This is a genomic window from Nostoc sp. GT001, from assembly GCF_030382115.1.
GTDB lineage: Bacteria > Cyanobacteriota > Cyanobacteriia > Cyanobacteriales > Nostocaceae > Nostoc.
Map to the genome: position 1 here is coordinate 571,634 of NZ_JAUDRJ010000003.1, position 19,258 is coordinate 590,891.

Consider the following 19,258-nt stretch of genomic DNA (forward strand, 5'->3'; position numbering starts at 1 on the left):
TACACCAGGTTAATTTTTATTAGTTTGTCTTCAGGTGATGTCAGAGTAAAAAAATATATAAATTCGATTTTATTAGTGAAAGATTATTTTTATAATTAATGATAGAGACGCAGAGAATGCAAAGAAAGTAAAGAGATGTTTTCAAAAATAATTTAGGATTGCTATATTTTATCAGGGCATAGCAAAACTGTGTCTCACTGCATGGTTATTTATCTAAAAATTGCTGTAAAGACGTAATAGATTATTTATTGCTAAAGCCTGAAAAAAGCAGATTTGTAACTTGCTCTAACACCTTTAATGCTGTTAATGAACCTCGAATCAACCGAGTAGCGGCAAAGGGTTGTCGAAGCATGGCGATCGCTAACGGCAAAGGATTGAGAGAGCCATCAGAGTTAATTGCTGGTGTGAGATCGGGGATATTATGCTGACAATCGTCGCTAACTACTCGCAGCATTGTCACGGACACTCCAGCCGCATTGAAAAATTCTAAAGCGGTAAATCCTTCCATATCAACAACATCAGCCGCCAAAGTCTCACCTAAACGACGTTTTTCGGATGCAGACCAAATTACGCGATCGCTTGTCAGAGACTTGACTAAGGATACTTTTTCTGATAGTGAAGAGTGCAATTGTGTTGTAAGAGTGCGATCGCATTCTTGCTGTTTCCCCTGATAAATACAATTTTGATACAGCACAATATCACCAACTGTATAGCGATCGCTCAAGCTGCCACATATACCCATAATCAGCACTCTGGATTTTGGAGTCCGAAATTGTCCTTGTTGCAGGTATTTGAGTAAAGGCTTCATCCCAACAGGTATGGCTACTACTTTTGGGATGGAGCTAGTAATACCGCTTAATCCGCGACACACAGCTTTGTATTCTGCTCCTTGAGGTACCAGAATTGTGTTGATGGGCAAAAAATTAGGCACTAGCTGTCTCGATAGTTTTAAATTTTAACGGTCAATATGTAGTAACCAAAATTAGCAAACCGAAGATGATTGCTGTAGCATGACTAAATAATTGTGTCATCCACACGATAATTTTCCAAGATGGTAAAGCTTCATAACTCCAAATCCGCACGAGAACTCTTCAATATTTCCAAATTGGCAATTCAATTTTCGTGGCTGACGGTGAGTTTTTGGATTGCCGTAACGGTAGCTGGTGTTCTAGCTTTCAGTTCCCTGAAGTATGCTTTGTTTCCAGATATTACCTTTCCAGTGGTGGTTGTAAATGCTACAGCTCCCCTGACAACAGCCCTGGATACAGAAGCAAAGCTCACCAAACCCCTAGAAGAACGCCTCCGCTCTCTAGAAGGACTGGAGAATATTCGCTCATCAACCTATCCTAGTCAAACAGCGGTTGCCCTTTCTTTTGCCGTTGGGACGAATTTAGAAACATCGACTAAAAAGGTTGAAACTGCTCTGAAGCAGTTGACTCTACCTCAAGGAGCGACTTCTAAAATTATTCCCCTGAATCTAAACGAGTCAGCCGCCATTAGCTATGCCATAGAGAGTCCGACACGGAATCTCAAAGATTTGACGAAGTTAGCGCAAGATGAGATTGTCAGTGCGATCGCTAAATTACCAGGAGTATTAAAAGTCTCACTACTAGGCGCTGCGACGGCAACTCCTCCATTAAATCCAGCGAATGCGAGTGCAACGGCTCTCCCCCAAGGTGGGGCGACATTAGTCCGGTTTAACGGTCAAGATGCACTGGCATTTCAGGTAATCAAACGCGGTAGTGCTAATACTTTGGAAGTCGTGAGTCGAGTTGAAAAAGAAGTCCAAAGACTACGCTCTACCCTAAAAGATGTCAAACTCACCTTAGCTGCCACCCAAGCAGAATACATCCGCCAAGCCACCCAGTCAACAATCGATGCTTTGCTGGAAGCAGTCTTATTGTCTATCGTAGTGATTTTTCCTTTTTTGTGGAATTGGCGGGCAACTCTGATCTCTGCCTTAGCTATTCCTACATCTTTGTTGGCGACGTTTATCGTTATGGCGATTTTCGGCTTCAACCTGGAAACGATCACCCTGCTGGCTTTAGCTTTGGTGATTGGTAGTGTAATTGATGATGCGATCATTGATGTCGAAAATATCATGCGGCACATTGAAGATGGCGCAACTCCTCGCCAAGCCGCTTTTTCTGCTACAGATGAAATTGGCTTAACAGTTATCGCCACCACTGCTACTGCTGTAGCAGTTTTTTTACCCATTGGTTTGATGGGAGGAGTCATCGGACAATTCTTCAAGCCATTTGGGATCACAGTTTCAGCAGCGATGATTGCTTCAACATTGGTTGCTCGTACATTGTCGCCAGCTTTAGCTACCTACTGGTTAAAACCTGCTAATTCAAATCCCCAACGCCGTCAGAAAGCAAACACCTGGGTGAATTTTGCCCAATTTTATAGAAACTTACTTAACTGGTCTTTACACCACCGTAAGATAGTTATTGCATTAGCCATACTTAGCTTTGTTGCAGGTATGGCGCTGAGTCTACTAATTCCCAAAGGATTTATTCCTAAATTAGATCGCGGCGAGTTCAATATTACTTATACCGCACCTTTGCCGAGTATTCCTAGTGGAGCAGGGGGGCAGGGGAGCAGCACTTCTCTACGTTCGCGCAGCGTGTCGCAGACAGAGGCTGCACTTCGACTACGCTCAGTTACCACGCCAACGACTACGCCCTTCGGCTACGCTCAGGACAGGCTCAGTGACCGAGGGGCAGGGGAGCAGGGGATAAATCCTAGTCTCCAGTCACCAATTCCTAACCCCTTAAACGATTCTCTAGAGGTTGCCAAGAAATTAGAAGATGTGGTGAGAAAATCTCCATTAGTAGAAACAGTATTTACTACTGTTGGTTCTCGTGAGGGTGAGCCAAATAAAGGTACGCTTTATGTAAAGCTCAAGGAAGATCGCAACATCCAGACTGCGGAAGTACAAGACCAATTACGCTCGTCTTTGCCTAATCTCTCTGGCGTGAGTACGAGTGTGGAAGATATTCAATTTGTTGACACTGGTGGACAAAAACCCTTACAGGCATCACTACAAGGCGATAACCTCCAAAGCCTCAGCAAAGCTGCCAAGGCAATTAAAGAGCGCATCGAAAGACTACCGGGATTTGCTGATGTGACCGTAACAAGTGAAACAAATTTGCAGGGCACAGTTTTTCAAATTGAGCGGCTCAACAATCAAAGAGTTGCTTATATCAGTGCCAATCTGGGCAAAGATTTGTCCTTGGGGAGTGCCACAGACCAATTAGTAGAGGAAGCAAAAGCAGTATTACCTGCTGGTGTAACTTTAGACTTGGGAGGAGATTCTGCCCGCCAAGGTGAAGTATTTAGTAGTTTTGGCACTACTTTACTTTTATCAGCACTGTGCATTGTCGTAGTACTGATTTTGCTGTTCAAAAGCTGGATAGACCCTTTAGTTATTGGTGTTTCTTTGCCCTTGTCAATTGTCGGTGCCATGCTAGCTTTACTCTTTACCAAAAGTGACTTTGGCATGATCTCGCTAATTGGTTTTGTGTTTTTGTTGGGACTAGCAAACAAAAATGCCATCTTGCTAGTAGATTACATCAACCAACTCCGCAAATCTGGCTTAGACCGCACAGAGGCGATTCTCAGAGCAGGGCCAGTGCGCCTTAGACCAATTATGATGACCACTGCCTCTACACTTTTAGGGATGCTACCGATCGCATTAGGTTTTGGTGCTGGTTCGGAATTGCGATCGCCTATGGCTGTAGCGATCGCAGGTGGACTAGTAACTTCCACTATCCTCAGTTTGATTGTTGTGCCCGTAGTTTACACCATCTTGGATGATTGGTTTCCTCGGTTTAAGAACAGGAGTAGCACTTCGGCTTCGCTCAGTGACCGGGGAGCAGGAGAGCAGGGGGGAAGTTGATGCAGGTTTTTATCACGGGGGGTACGGGTTTTATTGGCGCTCATTTGGTACGATTGCTCCTACAAGAAGGATATGCTGTCAAAGCGCTGGTACGCTCAAGCAGCAATTTGGAGAATCTACACGGTTTGGATGTGGAAATTGTCAAAGGTGATTTGAACGATCCAAATCTCTGGCAACAGATGGCAGGTTGTCAATACCTATTTCATGTCGCAGCCCATTATTCCCTCTGGCAAACAGACCGTGAATTACTCCACCGTCACAATGTCCTGGGTACGCGCAATGTGTTGGCAGCCGCTCGCAAGGCTAACATTGAGCGCACCGTATACACGAGTTCAGTGGCAGCGATTGGGGTAGGATCATCTGGTCAAGTCGTTGATGAAACACATCAGAGTCCCTTAGAAAAGTTGGTGGGTAACTACAAAAAGTCTAAGTTTCTGGCTGAACAAGAAGCCATGCAAGCCGTTGCTACAGGTCAGGAGGTAGTTATTGTCAATCCCAGCAGCCCCATTGGCTCGTTGGATATCAAACCTACCCCGACGGGTGATATAATTTTACGGTTTTTGCAACGGCAAATGCCCTTTTACTTAGATACTGGTCTAAATTTTATCGATGTGCGGGATGTGGCATGGGGGCATTTACTGGCTTTGCAGCGGGGTAAATCTGGCGATCGCTATATCTTAGGTCATCAAAACCTCAGTCTCAAGCAACTACTCGAACAACTCGCCGATATCACAGGTCTTAGCGCACCTCAACAAACAGTACCCGCTTGGTTGCCCCTGAGTGTTGCCTGGGTTGATGAAAAAATTCTCGCACCACTAGGTAAATCGCCCTCAGTACCATTAGATGGTGTTCGGATGGCGAAACAACCTATGTATTACAATGCTTCAAAGGCTGTACGAGAATTGGGTCTACCCCAATCTTCGCTGAATGCCGCACTCAAAGATGCTGTGGATTGGTTTGTTGCTCAGGGATATGTTAACCCCTCTGGGAAATTCAAAATTCAAAATTTAAGACCCCATAGATAAATCTTGGGGTTGAGAAAGTGGTGCATTTATCTTTAAAAGAGGAGCGATCGCAACAATGGCAGTTAATCTACAACAAGCTATGGATATTGGGAAGTATCTTGTTACACAGCGTTTGAAAGGACGCAAACGCTTCCCCTTAGTGTTGATGTTAGAACCTCTTTTTCGGTGTAATCTCGCTTGTACTGGTTGTGGTAAGATCCAACATCCAAAGGAAATATTAAAGCAAAATCTCACCCCAGAACAGTGTTTTGCCGCTGTGGAAGAGTGTGGCGCACCAGTTGTCTCAATTCCTGGGGGAGAACCTCTACTGCACCCCCAGATTGATGAGATCGTCCAGGGATTAATTGAGCGCAAGAAATATATTTACTTGTGTACCAATGGTTTGTTATTAGAAAAAAGCCTAGATAAGTTTCAACCTTCCCCTTATCTAACTTTCAGCGTGCATTTAGATGGAATGCGGGAATTACACGATCAATGCGTCGATCGTAAAGGTGTTTTTGATATTGCTGTTAAAGCCATTCGCGCCGCTAAAGCTCAAGGCTTTCGTGTCACCACTAACACCACTATCTTTGAAGGTACTGAACCTAAAGATATGCAAGAGTTCTTTAACTTTCTGGAAACACTAAATACTGACGGGATGATGATTTCTCCCGGCTACAGTTACGAGTGGGCACCAGATCAAGATCATTTTCTCCACCGCGAACAAACCCGCGCCCTCTTCCGCGAAATTTTGGCTCCTTACAAAAGTGGTGAAAAAAACTGGAACTTCAATCACAATCCGTTATTCCTAGATTTTCTCACTGGTGAGAAGGACTACGAATGCACACCTTGGGGTAGCCCTAGTTATAGCGTTCTCGGTTGGCAAAAACCTTGCTATCTACTGAACGAAGGTTATTACTCTACCTTTAAGGAATTACTCGCACAAACTGACTGGAGTCAATACGGCCAGAAGAGTGGTAATCCTAAGTGTGCCGATTGTATGGTTCATTGTGGCTACGAACCAACCGCCGCAATGGATGCAATGCAGCCGCAAAATATGGCGCGTGCCCTTGGCAGTGTGTTTGGTAGGAATTAAGAAGTAGTAAATACTACATATCAAGGGTGCGACGCTTATGCACCCTTTAAGGATTCTGATTGCACTGGAACTATGTCTAACAACATACGATAGTTAAAAAAGGATGCTTATTTAGAGATATTGCGATCGCTCCCTCAGCCAAATTCGCCGAAATTCATCAGGAAAAATACTCATGCCATTTGTATCTGGTCGTGACCTGCAAATGTATTATGAGATTCGTGGCACTGGTCAACGCCTACTTAGTATCAGTGGTACATCGTCATATCCACTACATGAACTCGCGAACCTTCCTAGTGAAAAACTAGCTCATCGGCAAATCACAATTGCTGATACTCGTTGGCAAGAGGAAGCTTGGCTCTCTAGCCGAACTACACAATTTCAGAAATTAGTGAAGTTAACACTAGCAGTTTCTCAAGCGGGTACAGACGAACCAAGTCGTGAAGTTGGGCGTGTCGCCAGCTTGAAGCTCGTGCTGCTCACGATACACATAATCGACTTTCTCAACAATAAATTCGAGTAATTTTACATAAGACATATAAGACATAGCTACAAAGTGACAGTAACTACAACACCTATTGTCCTTCCACAAGAGCAGCGCTCGGCTCATAAACTAAAATCGAGTCCAAAATATGAAGTTATGTAAATAATTTTCACAAACATAATAATAATTTGTAATAAATTATGATACGGCAGCATTGTATAAAGAGAACTTGGAAGTAAAAAACAACATCTTAATCAGGTTTTCCAGTCGTTCATAGAAGTTTGAAGTTTTTTAACAAAAGTTTTAATCTGAAAGCCTGGAGATCGTAAACTTATTTCTTGGGTGTCTGTTTTAAACCTTTCGTAACTCGTCAGGCAGTGCTGACATCAAAAATCTAACTGAACCATTCAGTTTTGAGTCCAATTATTCTTAACCAAGCAAATTAGGAGATTTAACGCAATGGTTTTAGATGCATTTGCAAAAGTAGTTTCCCAAGCTGATACACGCGGCGAATATCTCTCCGATGCACAATTGGATGCATTGAGCGAACTAGTCAAAGATGGTAACAAGCGTGCAGATGCTGTTAACCGTATTACCAGCAATGCGTCAGCTCTTGTTGCTGCTGCGGCTCGTGATTTGTGGGCAGAACAACCCCAATTGATCACTCCCGGTGGTAATGCTTACACCAGCCGTCGTGCAGCTGCTTGTATCAGAGACTTGGACATCATTCTTCGCTATATCACCTACGCTATCTTTGCTGGCGATTCCAGCGTGCTAGATGATCGTGCCCTCAATGGATTGCGGGAAACCTACTTGGCATTGGGAACTCCAGGAGCTTCAGTTGCTGTTGGTATTCAAAAGCTGAAACAAGCTTCTTTGGCAATTGTCAACGATACAAACAATATCACCAGAGGCGATTGCAGTGCTTTGGCATCTGAAATAGCTAGCTATTTTGATCGTGCTGCTGCTGCTGTAGCTTAAGCAAAGCTTGCATTGCTGATGTTGACTAAATAATTGTCCATAGGACAAAACAAAATTTCAACCATAACGTTTGTAAAAGGGAAATACCAAAAATGACAAAAACACCTCTAACTGAAGCAATCGCATCGGCTGATTCTCAAGGACGCTACCTCAGCAGCACCGAAATTCAAGTTGCTTTTGGTCGCTTCCGCCAAGCTCCTGCTAGCTTACAAGCAGCAAAAGCATTGAGCGCTAATGCTCAACGCTTGACCGAAGGTGCTGCTCAAGCAGTATATAACAAGTTCCCTTACACCACTCAACAACAAGGCCCTAACTTCGCGTCTGATGCGCGCGGTAAAGGCAAGTGTGTACGTGATGTCGGCTACTACTTGCGGATTATCACATACGCTTTAGTTGTTGGTGGCACAGGTCCCTTGGATGATTTCTTGATTTCTGGTTTGGCTGAAATCAACCGGACTTTTGATCTGTCTCCTAGCTGGTACATTGAAGCTCTCAAGTACATCAAAGCTAACCACGGACTCAGCGGCGATCCAGCTGTTGAAGCAAATTCCTACATCGACTACGTAATCAATACTCTAAGCTAGAGTGTTTCTTTAGCCCGGAGAGGAAATCAGCTCTTATGACAAGTGAGTTCTATGAGTTGTTTACCTCTCCGGGCAGTTTTTTAAGAAAAGCTAGCTGAAAACCCTGGAGAAAGAGGAACATAGTTCTGTATTTTTTGCTTTAGAACAGGGATGAAAGCTGCCGAAGTAGCACGGTATTTGCTACAACTTTGGGAAAGTTAACAACCCAGTGCCTCTTTTAAGCTACCGTCAATTGGCACAATATTTTTGTCAGTACAAGATTTAAAAACCTACCCTCAGACTGGGGGAAAGTATACGCCCGAAATAACTTAAGGAGATATCACTACGCCCTTGTGGCAGATGTGGTGAGGCAGCGAGCGCAATCTTCTCCCTTCTCTTATGAGACGCTACGTGTTCGCGGAGCGTCCCATAGGGAAGGAAAGACGCTAGCGCAGTCCCCTATGAGGAAGCAAGATATGCGTAGTCTCTGGCAGAGAGAGAACTTCTAGAGGTTTCTCCCCCATGAGAGACTGCCAAACCGATAGGGTGAGCCTGGGAACCTGTGGAAACAGGATGTTAAGGCAGCTATGTCTTAAAAATCGCCTTACTTTAGGTAAGGTGAGTGTCAATTTCAAAAAGACTGTTAAAAGACTAGAAAAAATTTTCTAAAAAGTTTTCAGTTTTGCAGTTAAAACTGAGGAGGTTTTAAAGATGGCAGCTTTGGGACAAGCAGCAAGATTAGGGATTGGAGCGTTTGAAAATTCAGCACCAGTAGAACTACGCCCTGATAGAACAGAAGCCGATGTAGCAGTGGTTATCCGGGCGGCTTACCGTCAGGTTTTAGGTAACGCATATCTACTAGAAGGAGATCGTCTAGAGAGTGCAGAATCACTGTTGCAGCAAGGTGCAATCACCGTTAGGGGATTTGTGCTAGCCATTGCTCAATCAGAACTCTATCGGGATAAGTTTTTCCACTCCAACTCCCAAACTCGGTTTATCGAGTTGAATTATAAGCATTTATTGGGGCGTGCCCCAGAAGATGAGTCAGAGATTTCGTATCATGTTGAGCTTTACAACTCACAAGGTTACGAAGCTGAGATTAATTCCTACATTGACTCATTAGAATATCAAGAGAGTTTTGGCGAAAATATTGTCCCCTACTATAAAGGCTTTAAAAGTCAAGTAGGACAGAAAAATGTTGGCTATAGCCGACTGTTTCAACTGTATCGTGGTTATGCCAATAGCGATCGCGCTCAAGGACAAAAACAAGGACGGCTAACTTGGGAAGTGGCTAAAAATCTAGCTTCACCCATTTACCCAGTCTCTGCTGGAGCCTTAGCAGGTCTTTCTCGAGGCGAACGCGGCGAAACATACCGGATCAGAGTGCTACAAGCTGCTTCCCCAAACTCAACTGTAGTAAGGCGCGGTACTGCGGAATTGATCGTATCCTACGAGCAACTTTCTAGTAAATTGCAGCAGTTGAATCGCAAGGGCAGTAAGGTTATTAGCATTACAGCCGTATAAATAGGGAATTGGGGAATTAAGGGAGGAGTTAGGAGTGAGGAGTTAGAAGTGAGGAGTGAGGAGTTAGAAGTTATGAGTTTTAAATTCCTAACTATATCCCTACCCTTAACTCCTAACTCTTACACTCCTAACTCCTAATTTTTCCAACTACTAATTACAAAAGGAAAATTACCAATGGCTATTACAACAGCAGCTTCCCGTTTGGGAACAGAACCTTTTAGCGATCAGTCTCCTGTGGAATTGCGTCCAAATGCAACCAAAGAAGACATTGAAAGAGTAATTTCTGCCGTCTATCGTCAGGTGTTGGGCAACAACTACATCTTGGCATCTGACCGCCTGACAAGTGCTGAATCTATTCTGCGCGATGGCAAAAGTACAGTCCAAGAGTTTGTGCGTCAATTAGCTAAATCAGAATTGTACAAAACCAAATTTTTCTACGACAACTTCCAAACTCGCGTCATTGAACTAAACTACAAACATTTGTTGGGTCGTGCCCCTTATGATGAGTCTGATGTCGTCTATCACTTAGACTTGTATCAAACCAAGGGATATGAAGCCGATATTGATTCTTATATTGATTCGCCAGAGTATCAATCTAGCTTTGGTGAAAATATAGTGCCTTACTATCGTGGCTTTAATACCCAAACAGGACAGAAAACTGTCGGATTTAGCCGGATATTCCAACTTTATCGCGGCTATGCCAGTAGCGATACCTCCCAACTCAAAGGCAAATCCTCTCGCCTTGCTAGCGAACTAGGTCGCAATAGCGCATCCGTTGTTGTTCCTCCCTCTGGTGCTTCCTCAGGCTTTTCATACGTTGCTTCTGAAAAAGGCGTTACCCCCAACAGTACTTTTGGTGGTGCAGGAACCTTTGGTAAAGAAGGCAGACTTTACCGTATTGAAGTAGCAGGTGTTTTTGGAGCTGGTTATCCTAGCACACGCCGCGTCAATCAAGCCGTGGTTATACCTTATGAAGAACTATCTAGTTACTTCCAGAGAGTGGTAAAACAAGGTGGTAAAATAGCTAGTGTGAAACCCCTTTAGTGTCAATTTGTCAATAGTCATTAGTCATTAGTCATTATTAAAGGCAAAAGACTAATGACAATTTAAAATTGGGAATTAATTTTATGGTTGGGTCAATTAGTAGTAGAACGAGTAGTCGCTACTTTCGGTATGAAGTAGTAGGTCTGCGCCAAAGCGAAGAAACTGAAAAAACCAACTATCCCATTCGTTCTAGTGCAACTGTGTTTTTCACAGTACCTGAGAACCGGATGAATCAAGAAATGCAGCGGATTACTCGCTTGGGTGGCAAAATAGTCAGCATTCAGCCATTGAACGCTGAACCTCAAACAGATAGCGAACAAAGCGATCCTCCTTCTTCACAATGAATTCTAGTCCGCAGAAATTTGAAGATTTATCACCGACAGGTAACTCTGGCGATGGTGAATCTTTAACAGTAGAGCAAGCGATCACTAATCTTGAGAGTGCAGATTTAGGTCTGCGATTTTATGCTGCTTGGTGGTTGGGTAGGTTTCGGATCTGTGAAGCAGCTGCGGTTACAGGATTGATTAAAGCGTTAGAGGATGAAGCCGATAGAACACCAGAAGGCGGATATCCTCTGCGAAGAAACGCAGCTAGGGCATTAGGGAAACTAGGCGATCGCCAGGCAGTCTCACCTTTAATTGCGTGTTTAGACTGCTCAGATTTTTATGTCCGCGAAGCAGCAGCACAATCCTTAGAAATGCTGGGTGATCCGGTTTGCATTCCCGCCCTGATTGAGTTATTACAAGTAGGTTTGCAAGGAGAGCAGCTGATATCAAAGCAGCCTGATTTATCTCAACCCTACGAAGCCATTTTAGAAGCCTTGGGAGCCTTGAGGGCGACTGAGTGCGTCCCCTTGGTAAAACCATTTTTAGAGCATCCAATAGAATTGGTGCAATATGCTGCCGCACGAGCTATGTATCAATTAACTCAAGAACCAGCTTATGGAGAACGGTTAGTAAAAGCTCTGGCAGGAGAAAAATTGCAATTGCGTCGAGCAGTGTTAGCAGACTTGGGAGCAATTGGCTATCTACCCGCAGCAGATGCGATCGCCGAAACTCTTGCCGAAAATAGTCTAAAGCTAATTTCTCTTAAAGGATTACTAGAACATCAAGTTAACCACACAGCAACAAGCACTTTGTCTGATGGTGCGATTAAAGTGATAAATTTGATGGACTCGCTTTTGTAGTTATAATTTCCCAGGCATTAGTTGTTATTAATACGCTTAAATTAACTGTTAATCAGGCATAAACCCCTAACATAACTGCGAGATAAGGGCTAGGGGGTTTACGCCTGATGTCAACTACGGAGGACTTAAGCTACAATTGGCAGATCCCTAATGACTGATGGCAGATTATTATGAATAACAGTGACCTTGCCCAAATATTAATTCGTGCTGTGGAAGAAGCAGACTCCTCGGATCGCTTATTAGACGCAGTTCAGGAGTTAGCGGCAGCTGGCATAGAGGAATCTGTTCCCACTCTGATTGCAGCTTTGGGCTACAACAATCCAGGGGCAGCAGTGGCGGCAGTAGATGGACTAATTGCGATCGGAGAAGCCGCAGTACCGTCACTATTGGAACTAATTGATGACTACAACTACAGTGCTAGAGCTTGGGCTATCCGTGCCTTAGCGGGAATTGGCGATGTTCGGGCGCTGGATACCTTGTTAGAGGCAGCAAAAAACGATTTTTCCTTAAGCGTGCGGCGAGCAGCTGCTAGGGGATTAGGCACTTTACGCTGGCAGCAACTCCCTGCTGAGAAAGTGGAATCTGTTCAGACTCAGGTATTAGAGGCGCTATTACTAATTTCTCAAGATCCAGAGTGGATAGTGCGTTATGCAGCAGTGACGAGTTTAGAAACACTTGCACTAGCCATAGCAGTCACTTTACCAGAGCAAGCGTCACGGATTACAAATCAACTTCAGCAAATACTCGATACTGATGCCGATTTGGGAGTTCGTACCCGCGTAGAATTTGCACAGCAAAAAATTCAACAGCAACAACATCAAGAAATGTTTGCACCGAAAAGAAAGCTAGAAAATACTGAAGTGTCTGAAATACCTCATCGTGGTGGTGGCAGACGGTAAATTACCAGACACCAACCGCCCTTGCGGTATGGTGTTAGGTTCTGCCAATTCATCGGGGATAGCCTTCAGAACTCCTTGTTTTATTAGTTCTTGCATTCGCTTCTCCGATGGGGAGTCCTGGTTCCCAAGACCTTAGTTTTGGTAAAACTAACCAGGCGATAAAGACTGAATTTCTGCCTGGATATTGCCACGAGCAGATGGTTCGGCAAACTCTGACATTAAAGGCGTAAAATAAATACGCGATCGCTGTAAAAATCTTTCTAAAATTTTCTGACGACCTGTGATATAATCTGCCTCTGCCACCCAGCCATATTCCTGACGAATAGCATGGGCATATTCTTCATAATCCACTGAGTTAGTAGCCAAAATCGCTAAATCTGCATCAATTAAGACTTGGCTATCATAGTCATTTACCGCAGCTTGGTGGTCTTTAGTGTTCAGAATCAGACGGGTGACAGTAGTTATGATACTTTCTGGAATACCAAAATTACTCAGCAACTCAAAAGCATAGTCTGCGCTTCGTTCTTCGTTATCTTTAGCTTCAGCGTCATACACTACATCATGAAACCAGGCAGCTAGTTGAACAGCAGCTAGGTTGTTGGTGTAACCTTGCAAAACCTCAATTGTGCTGAGGACGCGATCAATGTGTTTCAGTGTATGGTAGTAGCGACCAGGGGTAGAATAAGCTTCAACCAAGAGATTAAAGGCTTTTTCAGCCGCTACCTGGTCAACGCCAAAGGGTTGGAGTGTGTGTTGCCAGTTATAAAATAAAATATCCATAAAGTTTTCTGTAGGCATAGAGGCAGTATACCCATTCTGAGTATTGGAAAAAACAAGTATATGCAGATGGAGAGTGGAAAGAAGCAAATGAAGAGGCGATGCGAGTTATGTTAGTAGTCCCTAAAAGAGAAAAGGAAGGCTGGTTTCGTCCTCAAGATATTGACAACTTTCCCTGTGAGGACATCCGTACCAAGTTGTGGGTGTTTTCTTTCCCATCAAGATTTGTAATCAGTATTCAACCGAATTTAATCTCAGAGACTTTGCGGGATATGAGTGGTTCACCACTGTGATATCTGATACAGGGAAGTTATGATCGTGGGCATTAATTTTTTATTGTTAAGATGCCAGCTAAAATCATCCTTACCGTTATCCAAGGACAATTATTAGGACAACAATATATTTTTGATTGCCGCACTAGCTGCATAATCGGTAGAAGTCCAGATTGCAATCCCCAGTTACCAGATGATGAGAATCATCGGGGCATCTCCCGCTATCACTGTCTACTGGATATTAATCCTCCTGATATTCGGGTGCGGGACTTTGGTAGTAAAAATGGCACTTACATTAACGGTAAAAACATCGGACAACGCCAACGAAATCAAACGGCTGAAGAAGCCGTAAAATTACAGTTTCCAGAGTATGACTTACGAACAGGCGACGAAATCAACTTAGGTCACACTGTCTTCAAAGTTAGTATAGAAATACATCCAGATGAAGTAAATCTACCAACCTTCATCCCTGACGATGTTACTGTCAAAAATAACCCAGTACAACAAGCTTATTTCTTAGACATTATCAAATACTTTCTGAATTTGGCTAAGAGTGGCGATCGCAACCTCAAAGCAATTAGCGGTTATAATCTTGTCAAACTTCTCAGCACTAGTGAATTCGGAGAAGTTTATTTAGCACAGCATAATCAGTCTGGCAAGTTCATAGCCTTAAAGGTGATGTTACCAGCAGTGGCGGCGAATGACTTCGCTGTGCAGATGTTTCTCCGGGAGACGGAAAACACCAAGGCTTTGCAACATCCTCATGTAGTGCAACTGATGGATTGTGGCTTCTCGCAAATTATCTTCTTTTTTACAATGGAATATTGTGAGGGCGGTACTGTATGGGATTTCATGCAACAACTGGGTGGGCGATTGTCTGTTGAGATTGCAGTACCGATTATTCTGCAAATTTTAGACGCTTTAGAATATGCCCACAATGTTGAACTGCCTTATGTCAAACTGGCTGATGGGAAGTTTGGCAAAGGTAAAGGTATAGTTCACCGCGACCTCAAACCGAGTAATATCTTCCTGACTAAGATTGATGGAAAACTGGTGGCTAAAATCGGTGATTACGGCTTATCTAAGGCCTTTGACTTAGCTGGTTTAAGTGGTCAAACTTTGACTGGTACTCAAGCTGGTACTCCCGTTTTCATGCCGCGCCAGCAGGTGCTTAACTTTAAATATGCCCAACCGGAGGTAGATATTTGGGCAGTTGCGGCTTGTCTCTACAATATGCTAACAGGTTGTTTCCCCCGCAACTTCACAGGCGATCCCTTTCTGGCAGTTTTACAGAATAATCCCATACCAATTCGCCAACGAGATGCAACAATTATGCAACCCCTAGCGCAGGTGATTGATTTGGCGTTGGTTGATAAGCCAGAAATTCACTTTAAGAGTGCAGCTGAATTTAAGCGGGCATTGTTAAGTGCGTTGTCATGGTAGAGTTTACAGCATTTTATTATCTATTTAATCCACCTCTGTCGTAGGGTCTTGCACCCCTACAATGGAATATTTTTTAATTGCAAGTCCCTAGAATGCACGGCGTAACTATAAGCTGTTCCACATTTAAATTGCATAATTACGGCGGGCAAGATGCCCACCCCACAAGAGTTATATAAATTTTAGATATGCAAACTAGATGTGGTTTAGCTTATCATTCAAAATCAATCAAATCCTTACGGTATAGGAATTACGAATTCCGCATCATGGTGACAGCTAAATGAAAGCGTCAAAATAGAAGACACAAGCTTTCGACAAAAAGCCTTGCCTTGATTAACGGAGTTATTATCAGTGGTATTACAAGTACAAACAAGCACCTACGAAGCTAAAACCCAAGAAATTGCTAAACAACTTCTCGCAGCAACGCAGGAAAATCGTTCGTTNTTTTCTTCCCTGCGGGATCAAATCCGTTGGGATGATAAATTACTAGCTTGGGCAATGAGTAACCCTGGATTGCGGGTGCAGCTATTTCGCTTTATAGATACGTTACCTGCTTTGCACAGTAAATCAGAAATTGCCTCACATTTACAAGAATATTTAGGCGATGAATCTGTAGAATTACCGACAGCTTTGAAGGGAATGCTAAACTTTGCTAATCCCGACTCCATGCCAGGACAAGTTGCTGCGACAACCGTTGGTACAGCGGTTGAGACTCTTGCCCATAAATATATTTCTGGGGAAAATATTAAACAAGTCATCAAAACAGTTGAGCGACTGCGAAAAGAAAAAATGGCTTTCACCATCGACTTACTTGGTGAAGCCGTAATTACTGAAACCGAAGCGCAGTCTTATCTAGAACGCTATCTAGAATTAATGCAACAATTGGTGGAAGCATCGAAGAATTGGGCAGTTATTCCGGCGATTGATGAGGCTGATGGCGAACCGATACCAAAAGTTCAGGTTTCTGTGAAATTAACGGCCTTTTATTCCCAATTTGATCCATTAGATGCTAAAGGTAGTGAGGAGCGAGTTAGCGATCGCATTCGGATTCTCTTACGTCGTGCTAAAGAGTTGGGTGCAGCTGTGCATTTTGATATGGAACAGTATGCCTATAAGGACATAACTCTCAGCATTCTGAAAAAACTGTTACTAGAAGATGAGTTTCGGCAACGCACAGATATTGGCATGACAATTCAAGCATATCTGCGTGATAGCGAACAAGATACCGAAGACCTAATTTCCTGGTTGAAACAGCGCGGTTATCCTCTGACAATCCGCTTGGTGAAAGGCGCATATTGGGATCAAGAAACCATTAAAGCAGCCCAAAAGCATTGGAAACAGCCAGTTTACAACGATAAAGCCGCAACTGATGCTAACTTTGAAACCATCACTCAGTTGTTGTTAGAAAATCATCAATGTGTCTATTCTGCCATTGGTAGCCATAATGTGCGATCGCACTCTCGCGCCATTGCCATAGCTGAAAGTTTAAATGTCCCCCGTCGTCGCTTTGAATTGCAAGTCCTCTACGGCATGGGAGATAAAGTTGCCAAGGCTTTGGTTGATAAAGGTTATCGAGTCAGAGTTTACTGTCCTTACGGTGAATTATTGCCTGGAATGGCGTATTTAATTCGCCGATTGTTGGAAAATACCGCGAATAGTTCTTTTTTACGCCAAAATCTCGAAAATCGACCAATTGAGGAATTATTAGCACCACCAATTCTCAAAGAAGAAAAATCTTTAACTCCTAACCCTTCGGCAGGCTCAGGGCATCGCTCTTCACTCCTAACTCCTGACTCTCATTTCCTCGGTGCTGCTGATACCGATTACGCTGAGGAAGAGGTGAGAGCCAAGGCGGCGCAAGCTTTCCAAAACGTTCGTCAACAGTTGGGTAAAACTTATTTACCACTGATTAATGGCGAGTATGTTAACACGCCGGAATTTGTTGATTCTCTCAATCCTTCTAAGTTCAGTGAGGTAATTGGTAAAGTTGGGTTGATTAGCGTCGAACAAGCGGAACAGGCGATGCAAGCTGCGAAAGCGGCGTTTCCAGGGTGGAAGAAAACACCAGCTAAACAACGCGCTGATATTTTGCGGAAAGCGGGTGATTTGATGGAACTCCGCCGCGCTGAACTTTCAGCTTGGATAGTTTTGGAAGTTGGGAAACCAGTTAAGGAAGCCGATGGAGAGGTTTCGGAAGCGATAGACTTTTGTCGTTACTACGCTGATGAGATTGAACGGTTAGATAAAGGTGTGAATTACGACATACCTGGCGAAACTAATCGTTATATTTACCAGCCACGGGGAATTGCTGTAGTGATTTCTCCCTGGAATTTTCCGCTAGCGATCGCTTGTGGAATGACAGTTGCAGCTTTAGTTTCGGGCAATTGCACTCTCCTCAAACCTGCGGAAACATCTTCTGTAATTGCAGCAAAACTCACAGAAATCTTGGTAGACGCTGGTTTTCCCAAAGGTGTATTTCAATACGTACCTGGCAAGGGTTCGCAAGTTGGGGCTTATTTGGTAAATCATCCAGATACTCATGTGATTGCTTTTACAGGTTCCCAAGAAGTGGGCTGTCGAATTTACGCAGAAGCAGCAACATTGAAACCTGGACAAAAGCACATGAAGCGGGTGATTGCAGAAATGGGCGGCAAGAATGCAATTATCGTCGATGAAAGTGCTGATTTAGACCAAGCTGTTGTGGGGGTAGTACAGTCGGCATTTGGTTACAGCGGCCAAAAATGTTCTGCTGCTTCCAGGGTGATTGTACTGCAACCGATTTATGATGCCTTTGTGCAGCGGTTGGTGGAAGCAACGAAATCCTTAAATATTGGAGAAGCAGAGTTACCAAGTACACAAGTTGGGCCAGTAATTGATGCTAATGCCCGCGATCGCATCCGCGAGTATATTGAGAAGGGTAAGGCAGAATCACAATTAGCTTTGGAGTTACCAGCACCCGAACAAGGATATTTTATCGGGCCAGTCATCTTTAGTGAAGTATCGCCCAATGCGGTAATTTCCCAGCAAGAAATTTTTGGCCCTGTGCTGGCGGTGATTCGGGTGAAAGATTTTCAGGAAGCTTTAGCAGTCGCCAACGGTACAAACTTCGCCTTAACTGGCGGACTTTATTCTAGAACGCCTTCGCACATTCAGCAAGCGCAGACAGAATTTGAAGTCGGTAATTTGTATATCAACCGCAATATTACCGGAGCGATCGTTGGACGGCAACCCTTTGGTGGATTCAAACTTTCTGGAGTAGGTTCTAAAGCAGGCGGCCCTGATTACTTACTGCAATTTTTAGAACCACGCGCGGTTACAGAAAATATCCAACGTCAAGGTTTTGCACCAATTGAAGGTGCAGATTAAACTAACGTGAATTCCACGGCTCATATAGTATCGGTCTAATTTGCACAATCAAAACACCTCTCCCTGATTTTACTGCGTAAAACCCTCCCTCTCCGACTACGAGAGGGACAGGCTTGCACTTTCGTTCAAAGCAGGGAGAGGTGCATCAAACTCACATTAAACTACAATAGGTATTAACATCAAAGAGAGTTTAATGAGTAATTTAGTTATAAAAGTTGCTGAATTACCTAAAGATTTTCCGGCAATTCAAGCAATTAGAAAATCAGTTTTTCAAGAAGAACAAGGGGTAGATCCAGCTTTAGAGTTTGATGGCAAAGATGAAATATCCGATCATCTAATTGCTTATTTAAATATGGAAGTTGTGGGGACTGCTAGAATCAGATATTTAGATGATAAAACTGCCAAAATAGAAAGGTTAGCTGTTTTATCGACAGTTAGAGGGCAAGGTATTGGTAAGAAAATTATGGAAAATGCCCTACAGATGATAGCTAACCAAAATATTCTAGAAGTAGTGATTCATGCTCAAGAATATGTGAAAGATTTATACAAGAAACTGGATTTTATAGAAGAAGGAGAAATATTTGAAGAAGCTAGTATTCTCCATGTGAAAATGAGAAAAAGGTTTTCACAGCTAAAGTAAAGTTATATATAGCAATCCTATTTGATTCGTGAAAAATTATAAATAAGAAAACGAACCGTAAAGTACGCTTTCGCGCAGCGT

At 43.4% G+C, this 19,258-nt stretch carries 16 protein-coding genes and 1 pseudogene; 15 read left to right on the top strand and 2 right to left on the bottom strand.

The window, feature by feature from the left end:
- Window positions 1-241: 241 nt before the first annotated feature.
- Window positions 242-931, bottom strand: coding sequence for a 5'-methylthioadenosine/S-adenosylhomocysteine nucleosidase family protein (locus tag QUD05_RS05330; protein WP_289795178.1), 690 nt, complete (start codon window positions 929-931; stop codon window positions 242-244).
- A gap of 120 nt (window positions 932-1,051) precedes the next feature.
- On the opposite strand from QUD05_RS05330, the gene QUD05_RS05335 reads away from it, so the two are divergent.
- The 11 genes from QUD05_RS05335 (at window position 1,052) to cpcF (ending at window position 12,682) form a co-directional block, all read left to right on the top strand.
- A complete protein-coding gene (locus QUD05_RS05335) occupies window positions 1,052-3,904 on the top strand; it encodes an efflux RND transporter permease subunit (protein WP_289795179.1) in 2,853 nt (950 codons plus the stop codon).
- Window positions 3,904-4,929: a hopanoid-associated sugar epimerase gene (gene hpnA, locus QUD05_RS05340; protein ID WP_289795180.1), complete on the top strand. Its 1,026-nt coding sequence runs from the start codon at window positions 3,904-3,906 to the stop codon at window positions 4,927-4,929. The genes QUD05_RS05335 and hpnA overlap by 1 nt, the downstream gene beginning before the upstream one ends.
- A gap of 55 nt (window positions 4,930-4,984) precedes the next feature.
- Window positions 4,985-6,004 carry an adenosyl-hopene transferase HpnH gene (gene hpnH, locus QUD05_RS05345; protein WP_289795181.1) on the top strand — a complete coding sequence of 340 codons (1,020 nt, stop codon included), beginning with the start codon at window positions 4,985-4,987 and terminating at the stop codon, window positions 6,002-6,004.
- 172 nt (window positions 6,005-6,176) lie between these two features.
- The gene (locus tag QUD05_RS05350) at window positions 6,177-6,524 is read left to right on the top strand and encodes a hypothetical protein (protein WP_289795182.1); all 348 of its coding nucleotides are present in this window, start codon (window positions 6,177-6,179) and stop codon (window positions 6,522-6,524) included.
- A gap of 420 nt (window positions 6,525-6,944) precedes the next feature.
- The gene (cpcB, locus tag QUD05_RS05355; RefSeq protein ID WP_289795183.1) at window positions 6,945-7,466 is read left to right on the top strand and encodes a C-phycocyanin subunit beta; all 522 of its coding nucleotides are present in this window, start codon (window positions 6,945-6,947) and stop codon (window positions 7,464-7,466) included.
- Between the two features lie 92 nt (window positions 7,467-7,558).
- Window positions 7,559-8,050, top strand: coding sequence for a C-phycocyanin subunit alpha (gene cpcA, locus QUD05_RS05360; protein WP_012411562.1), 492 nt, complete (start codon window positions 7,559-7,561; stop codon window positions 8,048-8,050).
- A 690-nt stretch (window positions 8,051-8,740) separates the two neighbouring features.
- Window positions 8,741-9,553, top strand: a complete 813-nt coding sequence (locus QUD05_RS05365) for a phycobilisome linker polypeptide (protein WP_289795184.1) — start codon at window positions 8,741-8,743, stop codon at window positions 9,551-9,553.
- Between the two features lie 174 nt (window positions 9,554-9,727).
- On the top strand, window positions 9,728-10,597 hold the full coding sequence (locus QUD05_RS05370) for a phycobilisome linker polypeptide (RefSeq protein ID WP_289795185.1): 870 nt from the start codon (window positions 9,728-9,730) through the stop codon (window positions 10,595-10,597).
- An 83-nt stretch (window positions 10,598-10,680) separates the two neighbouring features.
- Window positions 10,681-10,941, top strand: coding sequence for a rod-capping linker protein CpcD (gene cpcD, locus QUD05_RS05375; RefSeq protein WP_502911380.1), 261 nt, complete (start codon window positions 10,681-10,683; stop codon window positions 10,939-10,941).
- The gene (cpcE, locus tag QUD05_RS05380; RefSeq protein WP_289795186.1) at window positions 10,938-11,783 is read left to right on the top strand and encodes a C-phycocyanin alpha-cysteine-84 phycocyanobilin lyase subunit CpcE; all 846 of its coding nucleotides are present in this window, start codon (window positions 10,938-10,940) and stop codon (window positions 11,781-11,783) included. The genes cpcD and cpcE overlap by 4 nt, the downstream gene beginning before the upstream one ends.
- Before the next feature lie 170 nt (window positions 11,784-11,953).
- Complete coding sequence (gene cpcF, locus QUD05_RS05385) at window positions 11,954-12,682, top strand: C-phycocyanin alpha-cysteine-84 phycocyanobilin lyase subunit CpcF (protein ID WP_289795187.1); 729 nt, start codon at window positions 11,954-11,956, stop codon at window positions 12,680-12,682.
- 147 nt (window positions 12,683-12,829) lie between these two features.
- Here the strand turns inward: cpcF and QUD05_RS05390 are convergent, their stop codons facing one another.
- A complete protein-coding gene (locus tag QUD05_RS05390; RefSeq protein WP_289795188.1) occupies window positions 12,830-13,480 on the bottom strand; it encodes an HD domain-containing protein in 651 nt (216 codons plus the stop codon).
- Between the two features lie 47 nt (window positions 13,481-13,527).
- On the opposite strand from QUD05_RS05390, the pseudogene QUD05_RS05395 reads away from it, so the two are divergent.
- From QUD05_RS05395 to QUD05_RS05410, 4 genes and pseudogenes are all read left to right on the top strand, one after another.
- A pseudogene (locus QUD05_RS05395) lies at window positions 13,528-13,752 on the top strand (GUN4 domain-containing protein); the annotation flags it as partial.
- Between the two features lie 51 nt (window positions 13,753-13,803).
- A complete protein-coding gene (locus QUD05_RS05400; protein ID WP_289795189.1) occupies window positions 13,804-15,174 on the top strand; it encodes a protein kinase domain-containing protein in 1,371 nt (456 codons plus the stop codon).
- Window positions 15,175-15,522: 348 nt separating this feature from the next.
- A complete protein-coding gene (gene pruA / locus QUD05_RS05405) occupies window positions 15,523-18,537 on the top strand; it encodes an L-glutamate gamma-semialdehyde dehydrogenase (RefSeq protein WP_289795190.1) in 3,015 nt (1,004 codons plus the stop codon).
- A 193-nt stretch (window positions 18,538-18,730) separates the two neighbouring features.
- Complete coding sequence (locus QUD05_RS05410) at window positions 18,731-19,177, top strand: GNAT family N-acetyltransferase (RefSeq protein ID WP_289795191.1); 447 nt, start codon at window positions 18,731-18,733, stop codon at window positions 19,175-19,177.
- Window positions 19,178-19,258 lie beyond the last annotated feature (81 nt).